This window comes from Xanthobacter pseudotagetidis (genome assembly GCF_043194795.2).
Lineage (GTDB): Bacteria > Pseudomonadota > Alphaproteobacteria > Rhizobiales > Xanthobacteraceae > Xanthobacter > Xanthobacter tagetidis_A.
Genome location: NZ_CM195534.1, coordinates 2,183,443 through 2,201,530, shown reverse-complemented (window position 1 = coordinate 2,201,530; position 18,088 = coordinate 2,183,443). Strand labels below are relative to the sequence as shown.

Below are 18,088 nucleotides of genomic sequence, written 5' to 3'. Positions count from 1 at the left end.
TCAATGACACGGGAAGAGGACGCGATCATGGAGCGCGCGCAGCCGGCCGTTCCGGCCAAGGTGGCGGCGGCGATGGCCGCGCGCATCGTCCGCCGGATCGAGGAGCTGGCGCAGGTGTCGGAGACGGACGGCGCGCTCACCCGCGTCGCCTTCTCCCCCGAGCATGCCCGCGCGGCCGACCTCCTCGTCGCCTGGATGCGGGAGGCGGGCATGCGCGCCCGCATGGACGAGATCGGCAACGTGATCGGTCGCTATGAGGGCATGACGGAGGGACTGCCCGCCCTCATGGTGGGCTCGCACTACGACACCGTGCGCGACGCCGGCAGATGGGACGGCCCGCTCGGCGTCGTCACCGCCATCGAGTGCGTCGCCGCCCTCGCCGCGCGCGGGACGCGCCTGCCCTACGCGCTGGAGGTGGTGGCCTTCGCCGACGAGGAGGGCACGCGCTTCTCCTCCACTTTGCTCGGCAGCCGGGCGGTGGCGGGCACCTTCGACGAAGGCGCGCTGGAGGCGAAGGACAAGGACGGCGTCACCGCGCGCGCCGCCATGGAGGCGTTCGGCCTCGACCCGCGCCGCATCCGCCGCGCCGCGCGCAGGCGCGAGGATGTGCTCGCCTATCTGGAGCTGCACATCGAGCAGGGCCCGGTGCTGGAGGCGGAGGACATTCCCGTCGGCGTCGTCACCGCCATCAGCGGAGCGAGCCGTTTCCTCGTCGAGCTGAACGGCATGGCGGGCCATGCGGGCACGGTGCCCATGGGGCTCCGGCGCGACGCGCTCGCCGGCGCCGCCGAATGCGTGCTGGCGGTGGAGGACCTGTGCCGCGCCGGCGTCGGCGTGGTGGGCACGGTGGGCCAGATCACGGCCGAGCCCGGTGCCGCCAACGTCATTCCCGGCCGGGCGCGCTTCTCCATCGACATCCGCGCCCCGGACGACGCCCAGCGCCGCGAGACCGTCTCCGACGTGGTGGACGCCATCGACGAGATCGCCTCCCGCCGGAAGCTCAAGGCGCGCATCACCAAGACCCACGAGAACGGCACCGCCCAGTGCGCCCCATGGCTGCGTGCCCAGCTCGGCGCCGCCATCGCCGCCGCCGGCCACCGCGTGCTGGAGCTGCCGAGCGGCGCCGGACATGACGGGATGGCGATGATCGACCTCACCGACATCGCCATGCTGTTCGTGCGCTGCAAGGGCGGGGTCAGCCACCATCCGAGCGAGCACGTGGACGAGAAGGACGTCGCGGCTGGCGCGCAGGCTCTCCTCTATGCCATGGAGAACTTCGTCGCGCCGGGCGCCGGGCCAGCCCCGGCAGGCAAGGTCAAGTCCGAGCCGAAGCTCAAGGCCGCGCCGCGCCGGACGCCGTCTGGCAACGCCAACCCGAGGAAGTCATGAGCGCCCTCCCCGCCTCTCCCGGTGACATGCGCGTGCGAGAGCCTATCCTCGCCTTCCTCGACGCCGCCCGCGCGGCCGAGGTCGCGTTCCTCGCCGAGTTGGTGAAGGTGCCCTCCGACAATCCCCCTGGCGACTGCGCCCCCCATGCGGGCCGGGCGGCGGAACTGCTGGAGGCGCTCGGCTTCACGGTGGAGCGCCACGCGGTGCCGCCGACGCGGGTGCGCGAGGGCGGCATGGAGAGCGTCACCAACCTCGTGATCCGCGAGCGCTTCGGACCCGGCCCGGTGGTGGCGCTCAACGCCCATGGCGACGTGGTGCCTCCGGGCCTCGGCTGGAGCGTCGATCCCTATGGCGCGCAGGTGAAGGACGGGGTGATGTACGGACGCGGCGTCGCGGTCTCCAAGTCCGACTTCGCCACCTACACCTATGCCCTGCTGGCGCTGAAGGCGGCGGCGCAGGCCGGCGCACGCTTCGCCGGCACGGTGGAGCTGCACTTCACCTATGACGAGGAGATCGGCGGCCTGCTCGGTCCCGGCTGGCTGCTGGAACAGGGCATCACCAGGCCGGACTATGTCGTGTCCGCCGGCTTCGCCTACGACATCGTCACCGCCCACAACGGCTGCCTGCACCTCCAGGCCGAAATTCTCGGCCGCTCGGCGCACGCCGCCATGCCGGACACCGGCGCCGATGCGCTGGAGGCGGCGACCGCCGTGCTCGACGCGCTCTACGCGCTCAGGCGCTGGCTCAGGGCGAAGCCCTCGGCGGTCCCCGGCATCGGCGCGCCGGGGCTGACGGTGGGTCTCATCTCCGGCGGCATCAACACCAATGTGGTGCCGGACAAGGTGACCCTGCGCATCGACCGCCGCATCACCCCGGAGGAGGACCCAGGCGCGGCGGAGGCCCAGCTTTCCGAGACCATCACCGATGCCCTTGCGGGCTTCGAGGGCATCTCCTGCCGGCTCACCCGCATCCTGCTGGCGACGCCGTTCGTGCCCATGCCGGGGCAGGAGCGGCTCGTCGGCGCGATCCAGAAGGCGGCCACGGGCATCCTGGCGGAGCCCGTGGGCACCAAGGGCGTGCCGATCTACACCGACGCGCGCCTCTATTCGGCGGCCGGCATCCCGACCGTGCTCTACGGCGCCGGCCCGCGCACGCTGCTGGAGGCCAACGGCCACCGCGCCGACGAGAGACTGAAGCTCGACGATCTCGACAAGGCGACCCGCGTGGTGGCGCTGGCGCTCGCCGACCTGCTCTCGCCTGCCTGAGCACGGCGCCGGACGGCATGAGATTTCTTCGGGTTTCAACGCGCCGGCAAATTGAACTAGCTTCCCTTCCGTCGGCGGGGCTGCCTGATCTGAGGCGGCGCGTGAGACGAAAAAGGGGGGGCAGGATGGGTGCGTTGCTTTCGCGCCGCGCGTTCGTCGCGGGGCTGGCCGCAGGTGTTGCGGGCGCCGGCACGGCCGAGGCGGCAACGCCGGCCGACCTGAAGCGCATCCACCGGGTGGCGATCCATCCCGCCATCGGTATCGCCCGCGTCGGCAACAGCGACGACGCCTTCTTCTTCGGCCCCGAGATACCGGGCGGGGTGCCGCGCGGACCGTTCAAGGACCAGGCCGGCGCCATGGCCAAGCAGGCGGCGCGCTTCCGCCTCTACGGCTACGACGCCCAGGGCCGCGTGGTGGCCGAGCTCACCGCCAGGGAGGCGGACATCACCTGGTCGGTGGCGGTCGCCAACACCAAGGCCCTCTGGTATGGCGTCGACGTCGCCTTCGACCTGCCCGGCGCACCGGCGGCGGACCGGCGCAATACCGCCATCGCCGACCGCTCAACCCTTGCCATCGTCGCCGCGCCCCGCACCCTGGCGGGGCCGGGCGCGCGCCCCCGCCCGCTCGACGGCGGCAGCTTCAGGGGCAGGCCGATCACCCTCGGCGAGGTGATGACCGACGCGGACGGCCGTCTCGTGGTTCTGGGCGGCGCCGGCGGCGCCTATGCCAGCGACGGCGCTCCGCCCATGAGCGGCTATGCCGACAATGACGGCTGGGCCGACGACACCTGCGACGGCCCGGTGGACGCCAGCGTGAGGATCGGTGACCGCGTGTTCCAGGCCGAGCCCGCCTGGGTGGTCAGCGTCGGCCCCAATTACGCGCCCGCGGTGGCAAGCGGCCTCGTCTCGCTCCACGACGTGGTGGATTCGGCGCTGGTGAGTGCGGGCATGCGCCGCGCCCCGGCCACCGAGTTCGAGCGCCATGTCTGGCCGGTGTTCGAGCGCATGGCAGACCTGCAATGGGTCAATGAGGGGTTCTTCCAGAAATACGGCTTCGGCAGCGCGCGCGACTTCTCGAGCGTCGCCTGGCGCGCGCGCCTCGCCGACGGCTCGGCCGGCAATGCGCCTTTGCGGGCCGAGATGCTGGCCCTGTTCCGCGACCCGGCCTTCACCCGCGTCGAGCCGGACCTCGAACCGCAGCTCTACGGCGACAAGGTCGTTCTGCCGCCGGATGCGGTCGAGCCGCGCCAGTGGCTGGCACTCACGCCGCTGCAGTACCGCCACCTGACGGCCTGGGCCGAGGGTCGCTTCACCCGCGCTCCGGAGCGGCCGCGCAACCGCCTGGAGGACCACGCGCTGGCGGACCAGCCGGCGGCGCTCGACCGCGCGGCGATGGAGGCAAGCCTCGGCGGGCCGTTCCATCCCGGCATCGAGTTTCCCTGGATCGCCCGCGTCGCCTGGATCTGGACCCCGGAGATGCGGCTGAGGTCCGCCGTCCGGACGCCGGACCTGACCGACTACGGCGCCGTTCTCACCGCTCCGAGGGCACTGTCGAGATCCGGCCCGCTGTCCCGCCTCGGACCGGGCGGCATCACCCAGTGGATGGGCCTGCCCTGGCACGCGGACTGGTCGAGCTGCCGCTCCGGCTATGAGAGCGCGGTCTCGCCGATCCTGCCCGCCTTCTGGCCGGCGCGCGTGCCCACCACGGTGCTCGCCGAGGCGGACTACAAGGTGGTGATGGACACCGCCCGCTCGATCGAGGAGCGCCGCGCCGCCTTCGCGCGCCGGCGCGACTGGGAGCGCTTCATCAGCGCCCCCACCCGCCCGCCGGTGCTCGCGGCCATGGCGCAGGAATGGCATCGGCTCGGCCTGGTGCAGGACCGGCCCGGCCCGGCGGAGGGCCCGTTCCCCGCCAGCATGAAGGTCGAGACCCTGGTGGGATTCGCGCGCGAGCCCGAGGTCGCCTACGGCGCCAACACGCTCTACCCGCAGATCGGCACCTTCCCGCTCGCGGTGGCAAATTCCGACGACAACAGCCTGCGCCTCGTCGCCGCCGACGGCGAGGTCTCGCAGATGCGTCTCACCGCGCCCCTGGAGCGGCCCGAGGGCATGACGCGCAATCTCGACGGCAACCTGTACGTCTGCTGCATGAACGGCAACGTGGTGCGCCGGGTGACGCCGGAGGGCGAGGTGACGCCGTTCGCGGAGGGCTTCTCCTCCCCCGCGGGCATCGCCGGCGACCGCGCCGGCAACCTCTATGTGGCGAATTTCGTGGAGAAGGGCTTCATCAGCGTCATCACGCCCGACGGGAAGAGCCGCGTGCTGGTGCCGCCCGAGGCCGGGCTCGCCTTTCCCATCGGCATCGTCGTTACGCCGGATGGCGCGCTCCTGGTGAGCTGGGGCGGCGCCTCGGTGGCGCGCATCGACATCGCCACCGGCAAGGTGATCGACCTGCACTGGCTCACCGATTTCCACAATCCGCGCCAGATGGCCTACGACACCTCCTACCGCCTCTATGTGGCGGACCAGATGAACAACGCGGTGCGCCGCTTCGACCTCATGGGCGTGCCGATCCCGCTGATCCTGCGCGGGGCGACGCTGACCATGCCGTTCGGGCTGGTGTTCGACGTGAAGGGCGACCTCTACGCCTCGCAGACGCGCGGCACCCTCATCAAGCGGGTCCAGCTCAAGGGCGAGGTCGGCATGGTCTCCGACTTCGCGGACGGGCTGCCCAATCCCGGCGGCGTCGTCTTCATCGGATGACCGCCTGCGGCCTCCTGGTCGCGGGCGCGGGGCCCGCCGGCGCCGCGGCGGCTATCACCGCGGCCCGGCGCGGCTGTGACGTGATCCTGCTGCACGATCCGCGCCCCGGCCATGGCTGGGCCGGCGAGAGCCTGCCGCCGGGCCTGGCGGACCTGGTCGCGGCGGTGTTCGGCCCCGGGATTCTGGACGGCCACCTGCCCGCTTTCGGCACCCGCGCCGCCTGGGGCGGCGAGGCGCTGGAGGAGACCGATTTCCTGACGAACCCGCTCGGCGGCGGGCTGCTGCTCGACCGCAACCGCTTCGACGCCGCGGCGCGGGCCGCGGCCTTGGCTGCGGGCGTGCGGCTGGCGGAGGGACGGGCGGGCACGATCAGCGGCGCGGAAGGGTCGTGGCGGCTCGCGCTCGCGGACGGGGCGGAGATCGCCGCGCGCTTCGTCATCGACTCCACCGGGCGCCCGGCGGCGGTGGCCCGCCAGCTCGGCGCCGGGCGGGCGGCCGCCGATCGGCAGGTGGCCATCGTCGCCGCCTTCGCCGACGCGGGCGACGCCTTCCGGGGCACCAGCATCGAGGCGGTCGAGCAAGGCTGGTGGTACACGACGCCACTGCCGGGCGGACGACGGGTCCTTGCCTTCCTCACCGACGCCGACCTCTGGCAGGCGCGGACGCGGGACTGGGCTGTCCTTCTGGGCGAGACGCGGCACATGGCGCGCTGCGCCGGCCCTGCCGCCTTGGCCGCCAATCCACGCGTCAGCCCCGCCGAAACCGCAAGCGCGCGCCTGCTCCATGGCCCGGGCTGGCTCGCCGCCGGCGACGCGGCCATGACCTTCGATCCCCTGTCCTCGCAGGGCATCGCAGCCGCCGTGCTCATGGGATCGCGCGCCGGAGCCGCGGTGGCGGACGCGCTCCGGGACGGGAGCGCGCCGGACCTTGCGCCATGGGCCGAGGACTACCGGACGCTGGGGGCGGAGACGATGGACCTGCGCACCTATTACGCCCGCCTGGAGCGGCGCTGGCCCGATGCGCCCTTCTGGGCGCGGCGCGCCGCTCAGCGCAAGGCGTAGCGCACGCCGAGCCGCACCTGGTGCGCGGACAGGCCCTCCACCTCCAGCGGGATGCTGCCCGCCGGCATGGGCGCCGAGGCCGAGCCCAGATTCACGTAGCGATAGCCGAGATCGAGGCTGAGCGCGGACGAAAAGGAATAGCTCACGCCCGCCGAGAGCGAGTAGGCGAAGTTCCAGCTGTTGCCCTGTGCGTAGCCCAACGGAGCGTCCAGCGAGACGATGCCGAAGCCGAGGCCGCCGCCGATATAGGGGGTGAAGCCCGCCAGCGTTCCCACGTCCCAATAGAGGCTCGCCATGCCGACGGTGGCGCTCGCGCCCACGTCGCCGGCGACGGTCGCGGTGCTGCCGAGGGCGAAATAGTCGATGGTGCCCTCGACCCGGAACGGTCCGGAGAAATCGTAGCCGAAGCCGCCGCCGAACGACCAGCCGGAGCCATAGTCGGGGCTGGGGTTGAGCGGCGCGGCGGCCGACGTCACGGCACCTGAGCGCGGGGCCACGTAGCCGACGTCGCCGCGCAGATACCAGCCGCTCTCCGGCGCCTCGCCGACCTCGGGCGAAGGCAGCGAGAAATCGCCTGCCTTGCCCAGGCGAGGCGCGGGGTCCGCGGCGAGAGCCGCCGCGGCCGAGGCCGCGAGCGCCGCTGCGCTGAGAGGCAGAACCTTACGCCACATCACGGGACAACCCATGTTTTCACCGATCACGGGCCGCAGGTTGCCACGGGATGCTTAAGCAGCGATTAACCCTGACAAGGGGTTAAGATGAAACGGCGCGCACGCTCCCAAGGCCTGCCCGAGCGGCAGCCGCCTCCGGTCCCATCCTCGCCACGAAGCCGCCTAGAATTCGCGGCCATGGATCAGCCTGATTCGGGAGCGGCCCTGATGCCAGGAATCTTCCGCGCGGCCGTGGCCCTGGTGCCCGCCGTCTTCCTTCTCGCCAGCCCGGCCGGCGCCGGGGCGCATCGCGACGACATGATGCTTCACGTGGACATGGCGACCCGCGTAGAGCAGCGCTGCAACGCGCGCGCCATGGGCCAGCTCGGCCGCGAGCAGAAGGGCATGCGGCCGGAGGAGGTTGTGGCCTATGCCTTCGCCGACCCCAAGCTCGGCAAGGAGAGCATCTCCGCGCCGGGTGCCGCGATCCGCAGCCGCGGCCACTGGTACCACCTCGCCTATCAGTGCCGCACCAGCACCGACGGGATGGAGGTGGAGGACTTCCGCTACCAGCTCGGCGCCGAGGTGCCGCGCGACCAGTGGGAGGCGCACAGCCTCGTGGAATGAGCGGGAGCCGGGCAGCCGCTCCCCTCCGGCTCGGTGCCGAGCATCAGGTGGGAGCCCTTCTGGCGATGGCGCCCCGCGATCAGCCGGCGAAGAACGCGACCAGCCGGGGGATCACCTGGCCTGGGGCCTCGTCCATCAGCCAATGGCCAGAGCCTTCGATAATCACGCCTTCCACGTTCTCCGCGGCGAGGCGCCCTTGGGCGATGAGAAACGGGCCCGAGGCCCTCTCCCCCGTCAGCACCAGCATGGGCATGGTCAGCTTCGTCCTGGCGAAGCCGGCGAAATCGGCCGCGTCACGCTCGAAGGCACGGAACACCTCGAAACCTGCCTGCATGCCCCCCGGCTGCGCATAGGCGGCGGCATAGAGCTGGCGATCCGCTTCGGACACCGACTTGTCGGGATCGGCGGCGAAATCGTTCCAGAAATGCTCCAGGTAGATGCGCTCGCGTCCCGCCACCAGCGCCAGAGCGGTCTTGCCGTAGAAATGGAAATGCCAAAGGTCGCGCAGCAGCCAGACCGTGGTCCAATCCCCCACGCCCGGCAGGAACGCGTCCAGCAGCGCGATGCGGCTCACCTCGGCCGGAAACTGGGCGGCGAGCGCATAGGCGACCATCAGCCCGATATCGTGCCCCGAGACGCCGTAGCGCTCGTGGCCGAGCGAGGCCATCAGGGCATGGACATCGCGCGCCATGGTCTTCTTGTCGTAGCCCCCGTCGGGCTTCGCGCTGTCGCCGAAGCCGCGCAGATCGGGCGCGATCACCTCATGGGTCTTGGCGAGCTCGGCGATCAGCGGACGCCACATGTGGCTGGTCTGGGCATAGCCGTGCAGCAGCAGCACCGGCGATCCGGCGCCGCTGGTGAGATAGTGCAGGCGCACGCCATCGAGATCCGCGAAGCGGCTGGCGACGACTGGGCCTGCGGCGGGGGCACCCTCGGGCAACGCGGAGAATACGGGCGAGAGGATGGGCATGTCGCTCTCCTTTGTCCGCGGCGAAAGCCAAGTTTGTCCGCGGCGAAAGCGATGCGCCGAGGCCGCAGTCTTCGACGAGCGAACCATAGGCCCATCCCGGCGGCGCAGCCATGGGCAAAGCACGATTCCCAAGCCCAGGGCATCTCCCCTAGCGTTAGGCGCGCGCTGGCTTTCCGGCTATTCTCCGTGTCCGGATTCCGCAACCCCGACCGCCGGCACATGGGCCATTCTCATGCAGCACCACCCCGATGCCCCACCCCCGGCGGACGCCGGATCACCCGCCCCGACAGGCAAGATGCACAAGCGCGGCAAGGCCGCCTCGGGCGCCGTGGCGGCGGGGGCGGGCACCCTCGGCGCCGGCGCCATCGGCGCCTTCGCCCTGGGCGCGCTGGCGGTGGGGGCGCTCGCCATCGGCGCCCTGGCCATCGGCCGCCTCAGCATCGGCCGGGCGCGCATCAGGCGGCTGGAGATCGAGGAGCTGGCGGTGGGCCGGGTGGTGCGGCTGCCGCGGGACGGCGGCCGCCACGGACGGAGGTTCTGACCGGGGCGTCGGTCCCGCGCCCCAACGCCCCCCGCAGCGTCATGCCCCGGCTTGTCCGGGGCATCCACCATGCCGCCCGCGCCGCGCCTGACGACCAAAAGCCATTCCGGCCGCACGTGGACCCTCCGGACAGGCCGGAGGGTGACGGCGCGCGTTGGCGCCCCCAGCCCCCCTACCCCTTGGTCCGCCGCCCGCCCTTCCTGAACCCCTTGGTGCCGGGATCGGGCCGCGGGCCGGGGCGGAAGGCATCCTCGCTCAGGGGCACGGCCCGGTCGGTGCCCGGTCCCATGTCGTCGAGCGAGGGCTTGTGGGCGCGCGGCGCGTACATGGGCATCTCCGGCGCGGAACCGCGCGGAGCGGCGCGGCCTTCCGGCGCGCCGGGGTTGGCGCCTGTCTTGGCTCCCCGCCCCTTCGCCTTGCCGGCCGCCTCCTTCGGCGGCTCATTGGCGGCGCGGCCGTATTTGCGCGGGCCGCGGAAGCCGCCGGTCCTGTCCTCCACCGCCTCCTGGCGCGCCAGCGGATCGTCGGAGACCGCGAGCTCGGTCGCCTCCAGCCGGCGGATCTCGTCGCGCAGGCGCGCGGCGGTCTCGAAGTCGAGGTCGGCGGCGGCGGCGCGCATGCGCTTCTCCAGGTCCGCCATGACGGTCTTGAGATTGTGCCCGAACGCCGCCCCCTCCTCCGCGAGGCCTGCGTCCACCTGCACGTGGTCGCGCTCGTAGACCGAGTTGAGGATGTCGCCGATGGCCTTCTTCACGCTCTCCGGCGTGATGCCGTGGGCTTCGTTGTAGGCCATCTGCTTCTCGCGGCGGCGGGAGGTCTCCGCCATGGCGCGCTCCATGGAGCCCGTCACCTGGTCGGCATAGAGGATCACCCGGCCGTCCACGTTGCGGGCGGCGCGGCCGATGGTCTGCACCAGCGACGTCTCGGATCTGAGGAAGCCTTCCTTGTCGGCGTCGAGGATCGCCACCAGCCCGCACTCGGGAATGTCGAGGCCCTCGCGCAGCAGGTTGATGCCGATCAGCACGTCGAAGGCGCCGAGGCGCAGGTCGCGGATGATCTCGATGCGCTCGATGGTGTCGATGTCCGAATGCATGTAGCGCACGCGGATGCCGTTCTCGTGCAGGTATTCAGTGAGGTCCTCGGCCATGCGCTTGGTGAGCACGGTGACCAGCGTCCGGTAGCCCTTCGCCGCCACCTGCCGCACCTCGCCCAGCAGGTCGTCCACCTGGGTGCGCGCCGGCCTCACGTCCACCGGCGGGTCGATGAGGCCCGTGGGGCGGATCACCTGCTCCACGAACACGCCGCCGGTCTGGTCCATCTCCCACGAGCCGGGGGTGGCGGAGACATGGACGGTCTGCGGCCGCATGGCCTCCCATTCCTCGAAGCGCAGCGGGCGGTTGTCCATGCAGGACGGCAGGCGGAAGCCGTATTCCGCCAGCGTCGCCTTGCGGCGGAAGTCGCCGCGATACATGGCGCCGATCTGCGGCACGGTGACGTGGCTCTCGTCGATGAAGACCAAGGCGTTGTCGGGCACGTACTCGAACAAAGTCGGCGGCGGCTCGCCGGGCTTGCGGCCGGTGAGCCAGCGCGAATAGTTCTCGATGCCGGCGCAGGAGCCGGTCGCCTCCATCATCTCCAGGTCGTAGCGGGTGCGCTGCTCGAGGCGCTGGGCCTCCAGCAGGCGGCCCATGCGGTAGAGCTCGTCGAGCCGCACCTTCAGTTCGGCCTTGATGCCGGAGAGCGCCTGGATCAGCGTCGGGCGCGGGGTGACATAGTGCGAGGCGGCGTAGACGCGCACGCTCTTCATGTCGCCGCTCTTGTGGCCGGTGAGCGGGTCGAACTCGGAGATGCTCTCCACCTCGTCGCCGAACAGCGAGACGCGCCAGGCGCGGTCCTCATAGTGGGCGGGGAAGATCTCGATGCTGTCGCCGCGCACCCGGAAGGTGCCGCGGGCGAAGTCCGACTGGATGCGCTTGTACTGGAGCGCCACCAGATCGGCGAGGAGCTGGCGCTGGTTCACGCGCTCGCCCACCTTGATGTCGAAGGTCATGGCCGAATAGGTCTCGACCGAGCCGATGCCGTAGATGCACGACACCGAGGCGACGATGATCACGTCGTCCCGCTCCAGCAGCGCGCGGGTCGCCGCATGGCGCATGCGGTCGATCTGCTCGTTGATGGAGGATTCCTTCTCGATATAGGTGTCCGTCCGGGGAACGTAGGCCTCTGGCTGGTAATAGTCGTAGTAGGAGACGAAGTATTCCACCGCATTGTCGGGGAAGAAGCTCTTGAACTCGCCGTAGAGCTGCGCCGCCAGCGTCTTGTTGGGCGCCATGACGATAGCGGGACGCTGGAGCGTCTCGATCACCTTGGCCATGGTGAAGGTCTTGCCCGAGCCGGTGACGCCGAGCAGCACCTGGTCGCGCTCGCCCGCGCTCGCCTGCGCGCACAGTTCGGAGATGGCCTGGGGCTGGTCGCCGGAGGGCTGGAAGTCGCTCTTCATGGTGAAGGCGACGCCGCCCTCGGACTTCTCCGGGCGCGGCGGCCGGTGGGGCACCCAGACCTGGCCGTTGACCTCGGGCCGCCCGTCCTCGATCAGCCGCGAGAGCGCCTGCACGGTGGCGGACGCCCCGCCGGCGGCGAGGTCGAGGGAGAGGTCCGCGGGGTCGAGCCCCAGGGACTTGGCGAGTGCGGGATCGAGCGCCTGCTGGGGCGCCGGCTCGAAGTGGCGCTGGGAGCGCTCACCGAGCTTGCCGGGACGGGATGCTTTGGCCATGGCGCCAATATGGGGCCTGCCCGCTCCGACAGGAAGATGCAGCGCAAAGTTGAGCATTGCTTGATACACATCTTAATGATTGCAGATTTGAGTTATGCGCCCTATGGTTGTGGTGTCCACAGCGTTTGGGAGGGGGCACATGACCATCACGGCGCAAGAGGGAGCGAAGATCATCCTCGATGCGGTCGCGGAGGCGGCGACGCAGGAGAAAGCGGCGGCGACCACCATGGCGGGCGCTGGAGCGGGCAATGATTTCTGTGGCATCTGGCCCAAGGCCAAGCCGCTGCTGGAAGTGGCGAGCACGGTCCTCGTCTTCATCCCCGGAGCCGGAACGGTCGCCGGGCCCGTTTTGACCGGCCTCATCAAGATCGGCGACCAGATCTACGCCGAAACCTGCCGGTGACCCGCCATGATCGACATTGCCGAACTGAAGGCAGAGATCGAGGCGCAAAACCTCAGCTGGACGCCTCTTGAGAAGCCGATCTTCAACATTGCGGAAGGTGGGGGCGGCCCCGGAGCCTTCCTCGGCGTCGTCATGGATCCACAGGTCGCCATGGCCCAAGTTACGCTGGCGCGCGCAGTGGAATCGGCGGCGTTCGCCGCCCTTCCCAAACCACCACGTGCCATCGACTGGCGTCGTGCCAGAGAGCAATCGAACTTCCTAACACCCATCCGCAACCAAGGCGCATGTGGCGCGTGTGTAGCCTTCGCCACAGTCGCAGTCGTCGAAAGCCGCCTTGCAATTGAGCATGGCGAGACTGACCCCGACCTTGACCTGTCGGAAGCCGGTCTTTTCTTCGGCGCAGGTCGAGCGTGCGCTCAAGGATGGTGGCCAGAGAACGCCATGGGTTACGCACGCACAAAGGGTCTCGGGAGCGAGGCGGAGTTCCCCTATCCGGGCAGAGATTTCGCAGCGATTCCCGTCAAACCCGTGGCCTGGGTGACCGGGTGGGAAAACGCCGGCACATCCGATCACCGCCGCAAGGCTATCGCCTATCGTGGCCCCGTCGTGGCGGTCATCGAGGTAAAAGAAGACTTCCTTTACTATCGAAGCGGCATCTACAAATGGGCCACAGGCCCATTCGTTGGTTGGCACGCGATCGCCGTCGTCGGCTATGACGATGACCGCCAAGCTTGGATCATCAAAAACAGCTGGGGCCGCGAGTGGGGCGACGACGGCTTCGGATACATCGCCTATGGTGCCTGCGAAATTGAGAAGAATGTCTTTTGGGACCCCTATGTCACCGCAGTCCTCGCCGCCGCCAGGCCCGCCACCGCCAGCCTTGTTGCTGAACGGCCCAAGCCAAAACGCAACACTCCCCGTAAGAGGTGAGTCCATTTTGGTCGCTCTTCCGTATGAGGGGCTCACACCTCATCGCTGGACACTGCGGCCGACCGCGGCCGCTGTAACCACTGGCCAGCGTCGGATTGCGGCTACTTCGGGGGCGGCCGGCGCCGGAGGCCATGAAGAGATCACCGTGCTGATCCGTGCGCCCCTGTCGGAGCTTGTCTTCGACCTTGCCGCGCCGCGCGGAGCGCCGGTGTTAACGCGCCGGCTGCATTTCACTTGATCCGTGTTATCAGGAGGCACTGTTCCGTCTTCCGGACCCCGCCCCCCCATGCCCTCGCTCTCCGCCCTGCTGCCGCCGCATGTCGCGCCCATCGTCATGCTGGTCGCCTCGAACGTCTTCATGACCTTCGCCTGGTACGGCCACCTCAAGTACAAGTCGGCGCCGATCCTGGTCGCCGTCCTGGCGAGCTGGGGCATCGCCTTCTTTGAATACTGCCTCGCGGTGCCCGCCAACCGCATCGGCTCGCAGGTCTATTCCACGGCCCAGCTCAAGACCATGCAGGAGGTCATCACCCTCCTGGTCTTCGCCGGCTTCTCGGTGCTCTATCTGAAAGAGCCGCTGGGCTGGAACCACGCGGTGGGGTTCGCCCTGATCGCGGGCGGCGCCTACTTCATCTTCCACGAGTTCTGAGCAGCGCGGACCACGGCGGGCCTCAGCGCGCCGGCACCACGCGCAGGATGCGGCCGTCCTCGGCGTCGATGGCGAGCCAGAGGGCGCCATCCGGCCCCTGGCGCACGTCGCGCACCCGCGCATCGAGATCCAGGCGCTCCTCGCCGGTCACCTTGCCGTCGGCGATCTTCAGCATCACCAGCGCCTGGGCGGCAAGGCCGCCCGTGAACAAATTCCCCTTGAAGGCGGGTATGAGGTCTGCGGTGTAGAAGTCGGCGCCGGACGGCGCGATGGAGGGATCCCAGTAGAACAGCGGCTGCTCCATCCCGGCCTTGGCCGTGCCCTCGCCGATCTTCGCTCCGGAATAGTGCCGGCCGTAGCTGATGACCGGCCAGCCGTAGTTCCGACCCGCCTCCGGCCGGTTCACCTCGTCGCCGCCGCGCGCGCCGTGCTCGATGGTCCAGAGCGCGCCGGTGGACGGCTCCAGCGCCGCGCCCTGCACATTGCGGTGGCCGTAGCTGAAGATTTCCGGCCGGGCGCCGGGGGCGTCCCGGAACGGATTGTCGGCCGGGATCGAGCCGTCGGAATTGATCCGCACCACCTTGCCGATGGTGGTGGAGAGATCTTGCGCCCGTTCCGAGAGGGAATACCGGTCGCCCAAGGTCACGAACAGCGTGCCGTCCCGGGCGAAGACGAGGCGCGAGCCGAAATGCTGGCCGCTCGCATGGACCGGCTCCTGCCGGAAGATCACCTGCAGGCCGTCCAGCCGAGGCGCCACGGCATCCAGCCGGCCGCGCGCGACCGCGGTCGCGGCGCCGCCCGGCCGCGGCTCGGCATAGCTCAGATAGACCAGCCGGTTGGATGAGAAATCGGGATCGATGGCGACATCGAGGAGCCCGCCCTGGCTCACGGCGAAGACTTTCGGCATTCCGTCCACGGGACGCGACAGCCGCCCCTCGTGATCGACGATGCGCAGACGCCCGGGACGCTCGGTGACGAGCAGACGTCCGTCCGGAAGGAAGGCCATGCCCCAGGGATGCTCAAGTCCCTGGGCGAACGGCACCACCCGCACGCTGTCCCCCGCGAATTGGACCGGCGCGCCGGTTTCCGGCGCGCCGCTGGTGTGGCCGAGCGTCAGCGCAAGTCCGGCAACGACAAGGGAAGGAAGGGCAAGCGGCCGTCCGGCCATCAGCGCCGGCGGCGCTCGGTGACGCGGGCCACCGACCGCCGACGCGCGGCAAGGCCCGCCAGCACGCCGCCGCCGATCAGCGCCACGCCCAGAAGAGCCGCCGGGCCGGAGACGCCCTGCACCGCGTTCAGGCCTGCGGCCACCGCGCGATCCACGCTGAGCACGAAGGCCACCGCGCCGATGGCACACATGAGCGCGAGCGTCAGCGCCGCCTGGGTCACCGCGTCCCCCGCCTTATGGGCGCGCACCGCGCGGGCGAGAACCTGGGGATCGGCGGCCGAAAGCGGCGGACGCACGGAGAAGCCGGCATGACCGAGAACACGGGAATCGAGGTCGAAAGGCTCCGACATGATGCACTCGCTCGATAGTCTGGCCGATCCGGTGGGCATTCACCCCGCGAATCAACCGATTCAACGTGTAAAGGGTGGCGTTCAACTGTGGCCCCACGGCGGACAACCATGGCGATATCGTGACGAATGGTCACGGTATCGCGATTCCCTGCCGCGCATCAGCCAGTTGGATGCTTCGCCCTCCACCCTCGCTTCGCCGATCAACCTGCGCCCGAGTCAAAAGGTTCCCGCGGAAAAATGCGGCGCCCGCGTTCAGGCCGCGGCACCGTCCGGCCGCCACGCCATGTCCACGTGCCCCGGATCGGCGGCCACGCGGGCGAGCCAGGCGCGGATGGCGGGGAAGCCGGCAAGCGAGAAGTCGCCCTCCTCCGCCACGTGGGTGTGGGCATAGAGCGCGATGTCGGCGATGGTCAGCCGCGGCCCGACGAAGAAGCCGCATCCGTCCGGGCGGCCTTCGAGATGGCGCTCCATGACCTTCAAGGCGCCGTAGCCTTCCTCCATCCAGCGGTCGACGTCGTGGGTGCGCAGGTCGCGGCCGCCGCGCACCTGCCGCAGCCAGAAGCGGGCGGCGGCGATGCCGGGCTCGTGGCTGTTCTGCTCGAAGAACATCCAGCGCAGGGCCTCCGCCTTCTCCAGCGGCGCCTGCGGCAGATAGGCGGTGCCCTCGGCGAGATAGAACAGGATGGCATTGGATTCGGCGAGGAAATGCCCGTCCACATCGAGCAGCGGCACCCGGCCTTCCACGTTCTTGGCCAGGAATTCGGGGGTGCGGTTCTCGCCGGCGAAGATGTCCACCTCCACGAGGCGGAACGGCCGGCCGAGCTTCGCGAGCATCAGCCGCACCTTGTAGGAATTGCCGGACGACCTGGTGGAATAAAGCGTCAGCACGGCTGGTCCAGTCCTGTGATCCGGGACTGCCGCCGCGCGCATGCGGCCCGGCGGAAGCCCCTGCCCTGTCTAGCCGAGCCCGGCCGAGGTTTCACCCGGCCATTCGGCCAAGCCGCAGCGTGGTCCCGGCCTGATCCCGCAGCGGTCCCGCCGCGGTCCCGGCAGCGACGTTTCATCACCGTCCGCGAACGCCGCCATCGCGCATCCTTGCTTGTTCGCGGCGCCGGCCTCCATTAGTGTCCGCGCGCCCCGGCCCATGGGCCGCGCGGCGCAACGTGCCACCATCCGCCCACAGACCGCAGCCGAACCCGCCCGCGCGGCGGCGCCGCGGCGAGGGCGCGTCCGGAGTCCCAAGGCCATGAGCCTCATCTCGTCGGCGCTGAAGCGCATCAAGCCGTCCCCCACCATGGCCATCACCGGCAAGGCCAAGGAGCTGAAGGCGGCGGGGCGCGACGTGATCGCGCTGTCGGCCGGCGAGCCCGACTTCGACACCCCCGAGAACATCAAGGAGGCGGCCATCGCCGCCATCCGCCGCGGCGAGACCAAGTACACCGCCGTCGACGGCATCCCGGAGCTGAAGGCGGCGGTCTGCGCCAAGTTCAAGCGCGAGAACGGGCTCGACTACAAGCCCTCGCAGGTGACGGTGGGCACCGGCGGCAAGCAGGTGCTGTTCAACGCGCTGGTGGCCACCCTCGATCCCGGCGACGAGGTGATCGTCCCGGCGCCCTACTGGGTGAGCTATCCCGACATCGTCGAGTTCTGCGGCGCCAAGCCGGTGCCGGTGCTGACCCGGCTCGAGGACAATTTCAAGCTCCGCCCCGAGGTGCTGGAGGCGGCCATCACGCCCAAGACCAAGTGGCTGATCTTCAACTCGCCCTCCAACCCCTCGGGCGCCGCCTACACCTATGACGAGCTCAAGGCGATCACCGACGTGCTGGTGAAGCACCCGCAGGTGTGGATCCTGTCGGACGACATGTACGAGCACCTCGTCTACGACGACTTCAAGTTCTACACCCCGGCCCAGATCGAGCCGCGGCTCTATGACCGCACGCTGACCATGAACGGCGTGTCGAAGGCCTATTGCATGACCGGCTGGCGCATCGGCTACGGCGCCGGCCCGGAGCCGCTCATCAAGGCCATGGGGGCGCTTCAGTCGCACTCCACGTCCAACCCCTCCTCCATCGCCCAGTGGGCGGCGGTCGAGGCGCTGAACGGTCCGCAGGACTTCATCCCGGTGAACAACAAGGTGTTCAAGGAGCGCCGCGACCTCGTGGTGTCCATGCTGAACCAGGCCAAGGGCCTCACCTGCCCGAAGCCCGAAGGCGCCTTCTATGTGTTCCCGTCCTGCGCGGGCGCCATCGGCAAGACCACGCCCGCCGGCGTGAAGATCGAGACCGACGAGGTCTTCGCCGCCCAGCTGCTGGAGGTGGAAGGCGTCGCGGTGGTACACGGCTCCGCGTTCGGGCTCGGCCCGGCGTTCCGCATCTCCTATGCCACCGCCACATCTGACCTTGAGGAAGCCTGCACACGTATTCAGCGCTTCTGCGGCGATCTGAGCTGAAGTTGCCACTAGACCAAAGAAAAGGAACTTGTGGCGCACACAAGCGTTGGCGTCGCGTTGGAGTCGGGCTAAGGCTTCGCCGTCGTCAGCGCTGGTCTCAG

Annotated in this window: 16 protein-coding genes; 10 read left to right on the top strand and 6 right to left on the bottom strand. The window is 70.0% G+C overall.

From position 1 onward, the window contains the following. The first annotated feature begins 3 nt into the window (after positions 1-3). The 4 genes from V5F67_RS10080 (at position 4) to V5F67_RS10065 (ending at position 6,477) form a co-directional block, all read left to right on the top strand. Positions 4-1,389, top strand: coding sequence for an allantoate amidohydrolase (locus V5F67_RS10080; RefSeq protein ID WP_509210649.1), 1,386 nt, complete (start codon positions 4-6; stop codon positions 1,387-1,389). After that, positions 1,386-2,654 carry a M20/M25/M40 family metallo-hydrolase gene (locus V5F67_RS10075; RefSeq protein ID WP_394019599.1) on the top strand — a complete coding sequence of 423 codons (1,269 nt, stop codon included), beginning with the start codon at positions 1,386-1,388 and terminating at the stop codon, positions 2,652-2,654. The genes V5F67_RS10080 and V5F67_RS10075 overlap by 4 nt, the downstream gene beginning before the upstream one ends. 125 nt (positions 2,655-2,779) lie before the next feature. Further along, the gene (locus tag V5F67_RS10070) at positions 2,780-5,416 is read left to right on the top strand and encodes a LodA/GoxA family CTQ-dependent oxidase (protein WP_394019601.1); all 2,637 of its coding nucleotides are present in this window, start codon (positions 2,780-2,782) and stop codon (positions 5,414-5,416) included. Further along, a complete protein-coding gene (locus tag V5F67_RS10065) occupies positions 5,413-6,477 on the top strand; it encodes a tryptophan 7-halogenase (protein WP_509210648.1) in 1,065 nt (354 codons plus the stop codon). Before V5F67_RS10070 ends, V5F67_RS10065 begins: the two co-directional genes overlap by 4 nt. Here the strand turns inward: V5F67_RS10065 and V5F67_RS10060 are convergent. Beyond that, positions 6,462-7,148 carry an outer membrane protein gene (locus tag V5F67_RS10060; RefSeq protein WP_394019605.1) on the bottom strand — a complete coding sequence of 229 codons (687 nt, stop codon included), beginning with the start codon at positions 7,146-7,148 and terminating at the stop codon, positions 6,462-6,464. The genes V5F67_RS10065 and V5F67_RS10060 overlap by 16 nt on opposite strands. A 207-nt stretch (positions 7,149-7,355) precedes the next feature. On the opposite strand from V5F67_RS10060, the gene V5F67_RS10055 reads away from it, so the two are divergent. Next, positions 7,356-7,754 (top strand): DUF930 domain-containing protein, encoded by a 399-nt coding sequence (locus V5F67_RS10055; protein WP_394019607.1) that lies wholly within the window; start codon positions 7,356-7,358, stop codon positions 7,752-7,754. A 79-nt stretch (positions 7,755-7,833) separates the two neighbouring features. Here V5F67_RS10055 and V5F67_RS10050 read toward each other — a convergent pair whose 3' ends face one another. Beyond that, positions 7,834-8,724 (bottom strand): alpha/beta fold hydrolase, encoded by an 891-nt coding sequence (locus V5F67_RS10050; RefSeq protein ID WP_394019609.1) that lies wholly within the window; start codon positions 8,722-8,724, stop codon positions 7,834-7,836. A gap of 295 nt (positions 8,725-9,019) precedes the next feature. On the opposite strand from V5F67_RS10050, the gene V5F67_RS10045 reads away from it, so the two are divergent. Continuing rightward, positions 9,020-9,265, top strand: coding sequence for a hypothetical protein (locus tag V5F67_RS10045; RefSeq protein WP_394019611.1), 246 nt, complete (start codon positions 9,020-9,022; stop codon positions 9,263-9,265). Between the two features lie 172 nt (positions 9,266-9,437). On the opposite strand, the gene uvrB is transcribed toward V5F67_RS10045, so the two are convergent. Next, a complete protein-coding gene (gene uvrB, locus V5F67_RS10040; protein ID WP_394019613.1) occupies positions 9,438-12,038 on the bottom strand; it encodes an excinuclease ABC subunit UvrB in 2,601 nt (866 codons plus the stop codon). Between the two features lie 139 nt (positions 12,039-12,177). On the opposite strand from uvrB, the gene V5F67_RS10035 reads away from it, so the two are divergent. The 3 genes from V5F67_RS10035 to V5F67_RS10025 all read left to right on the top strand — a co-directional run bounded on the left by V5F67_RS10035 (position 12,178) and on the right by V5F67_RS10025 (position 14,020). Next, on the top strand, positions 12,178-12,441 hold the full coding sequence (locus tag V5F67_RS10035; RefSeq protein ID WP_394019615.1) for a hypothetical protein: 264 nt from the start codon (positions 12,178-12,180) through the stop codon (positions 12,439-12,441). A 6-nt stretch (positions 12,442-12,447) separates the two neighbouring features. Beyond that, positions 12,448-13,371, top strand: a complete 924-nt coding sequence (locus V5F67_RS10030; RefSeq protein ID WP_394019617.1) for a C1 family peptidase — start codon at positions 12,448-12,450, stop codon at positions 13,369-13,371. Positions 13,372-13,657: 286 nt separating this feature from the next. After that, positions 13,658-14,020, top strand: coding sequence for a DMT family protein (locus tag V5F67_RS10025; protein WP_394019619.1), 363 nt, complete (start codon positions 13,658-13,660; stop codon positions 14,018-14,020). Between the two features lie 22 nt (positions 14,021-14,042). On the opposite strand, the gene V5F67_RS10020 is transcribed toward V5F67_RS10025, so the two are convergent. The 3 genes from V5F67_RS10020 to V5F67_RS10010 form a co-directional block, all read right to left on the bottom strand. Then, positions 14,043-15,188 carry a PQQ-dependent sugar dehydrogenase gene (locus tag V5F67_RS10020; RefSeq protein ID WP_394019621.1) on the bottom strand — a complete coding sequence of 382 codons (1,146 nt, stop codon included), beginning with the start codon at positions 15,186-15,188 and terminating at the stop codon, positions 14,043-14,045. Beyond that, positions 15,188-15,538: a hypothetical protein gene (locus tag V5F67_RS10015; protein WP_394019623.1), complete on the bottom strand. Its 351-nt coding sequence runs from the start codon at positions 15,536-15,538 to the stop codon at positions 15,188-15,190. Before V5F67_RS10015 ends, V5F67_RS10020 begins: the two co-directional genes overlap by 1 nt. Before the next feature lie 252 nt (positions 15,539-15,790). Continuing rightward, on the bottom strand, positions 15,791-16,426 hold the full coding sequence (locus V5F67_RS10010) for a glutathione S-transferase family protein (RefSeq protein ID WP_394019625.1): 636 nt from the start codon (positions 16,424-16,426) through the stop codon (positions 15,791-15,793). A 358-nt stretch (positions 16,427-16,784) separates the two neighbouring features. On the opposite strand from V5F67_RS10010, the gene V5F67_RS10005 reads away from it, so the two are divergent. Further along, positions 16,785-17,987 (top strand): pyridoxal phosphate-dependent aminotransferase, encoded by a 1,203-nt coding sequence (locus V5F67_RS10005; RefSeq protein ID WP_394019627.1) that lies wholly within the window; start codon positions 16,785-16,787, stop codon positions 17,985-17,987. Positions 17,988-18,088 lie beyond the last annotated feature (101 nt).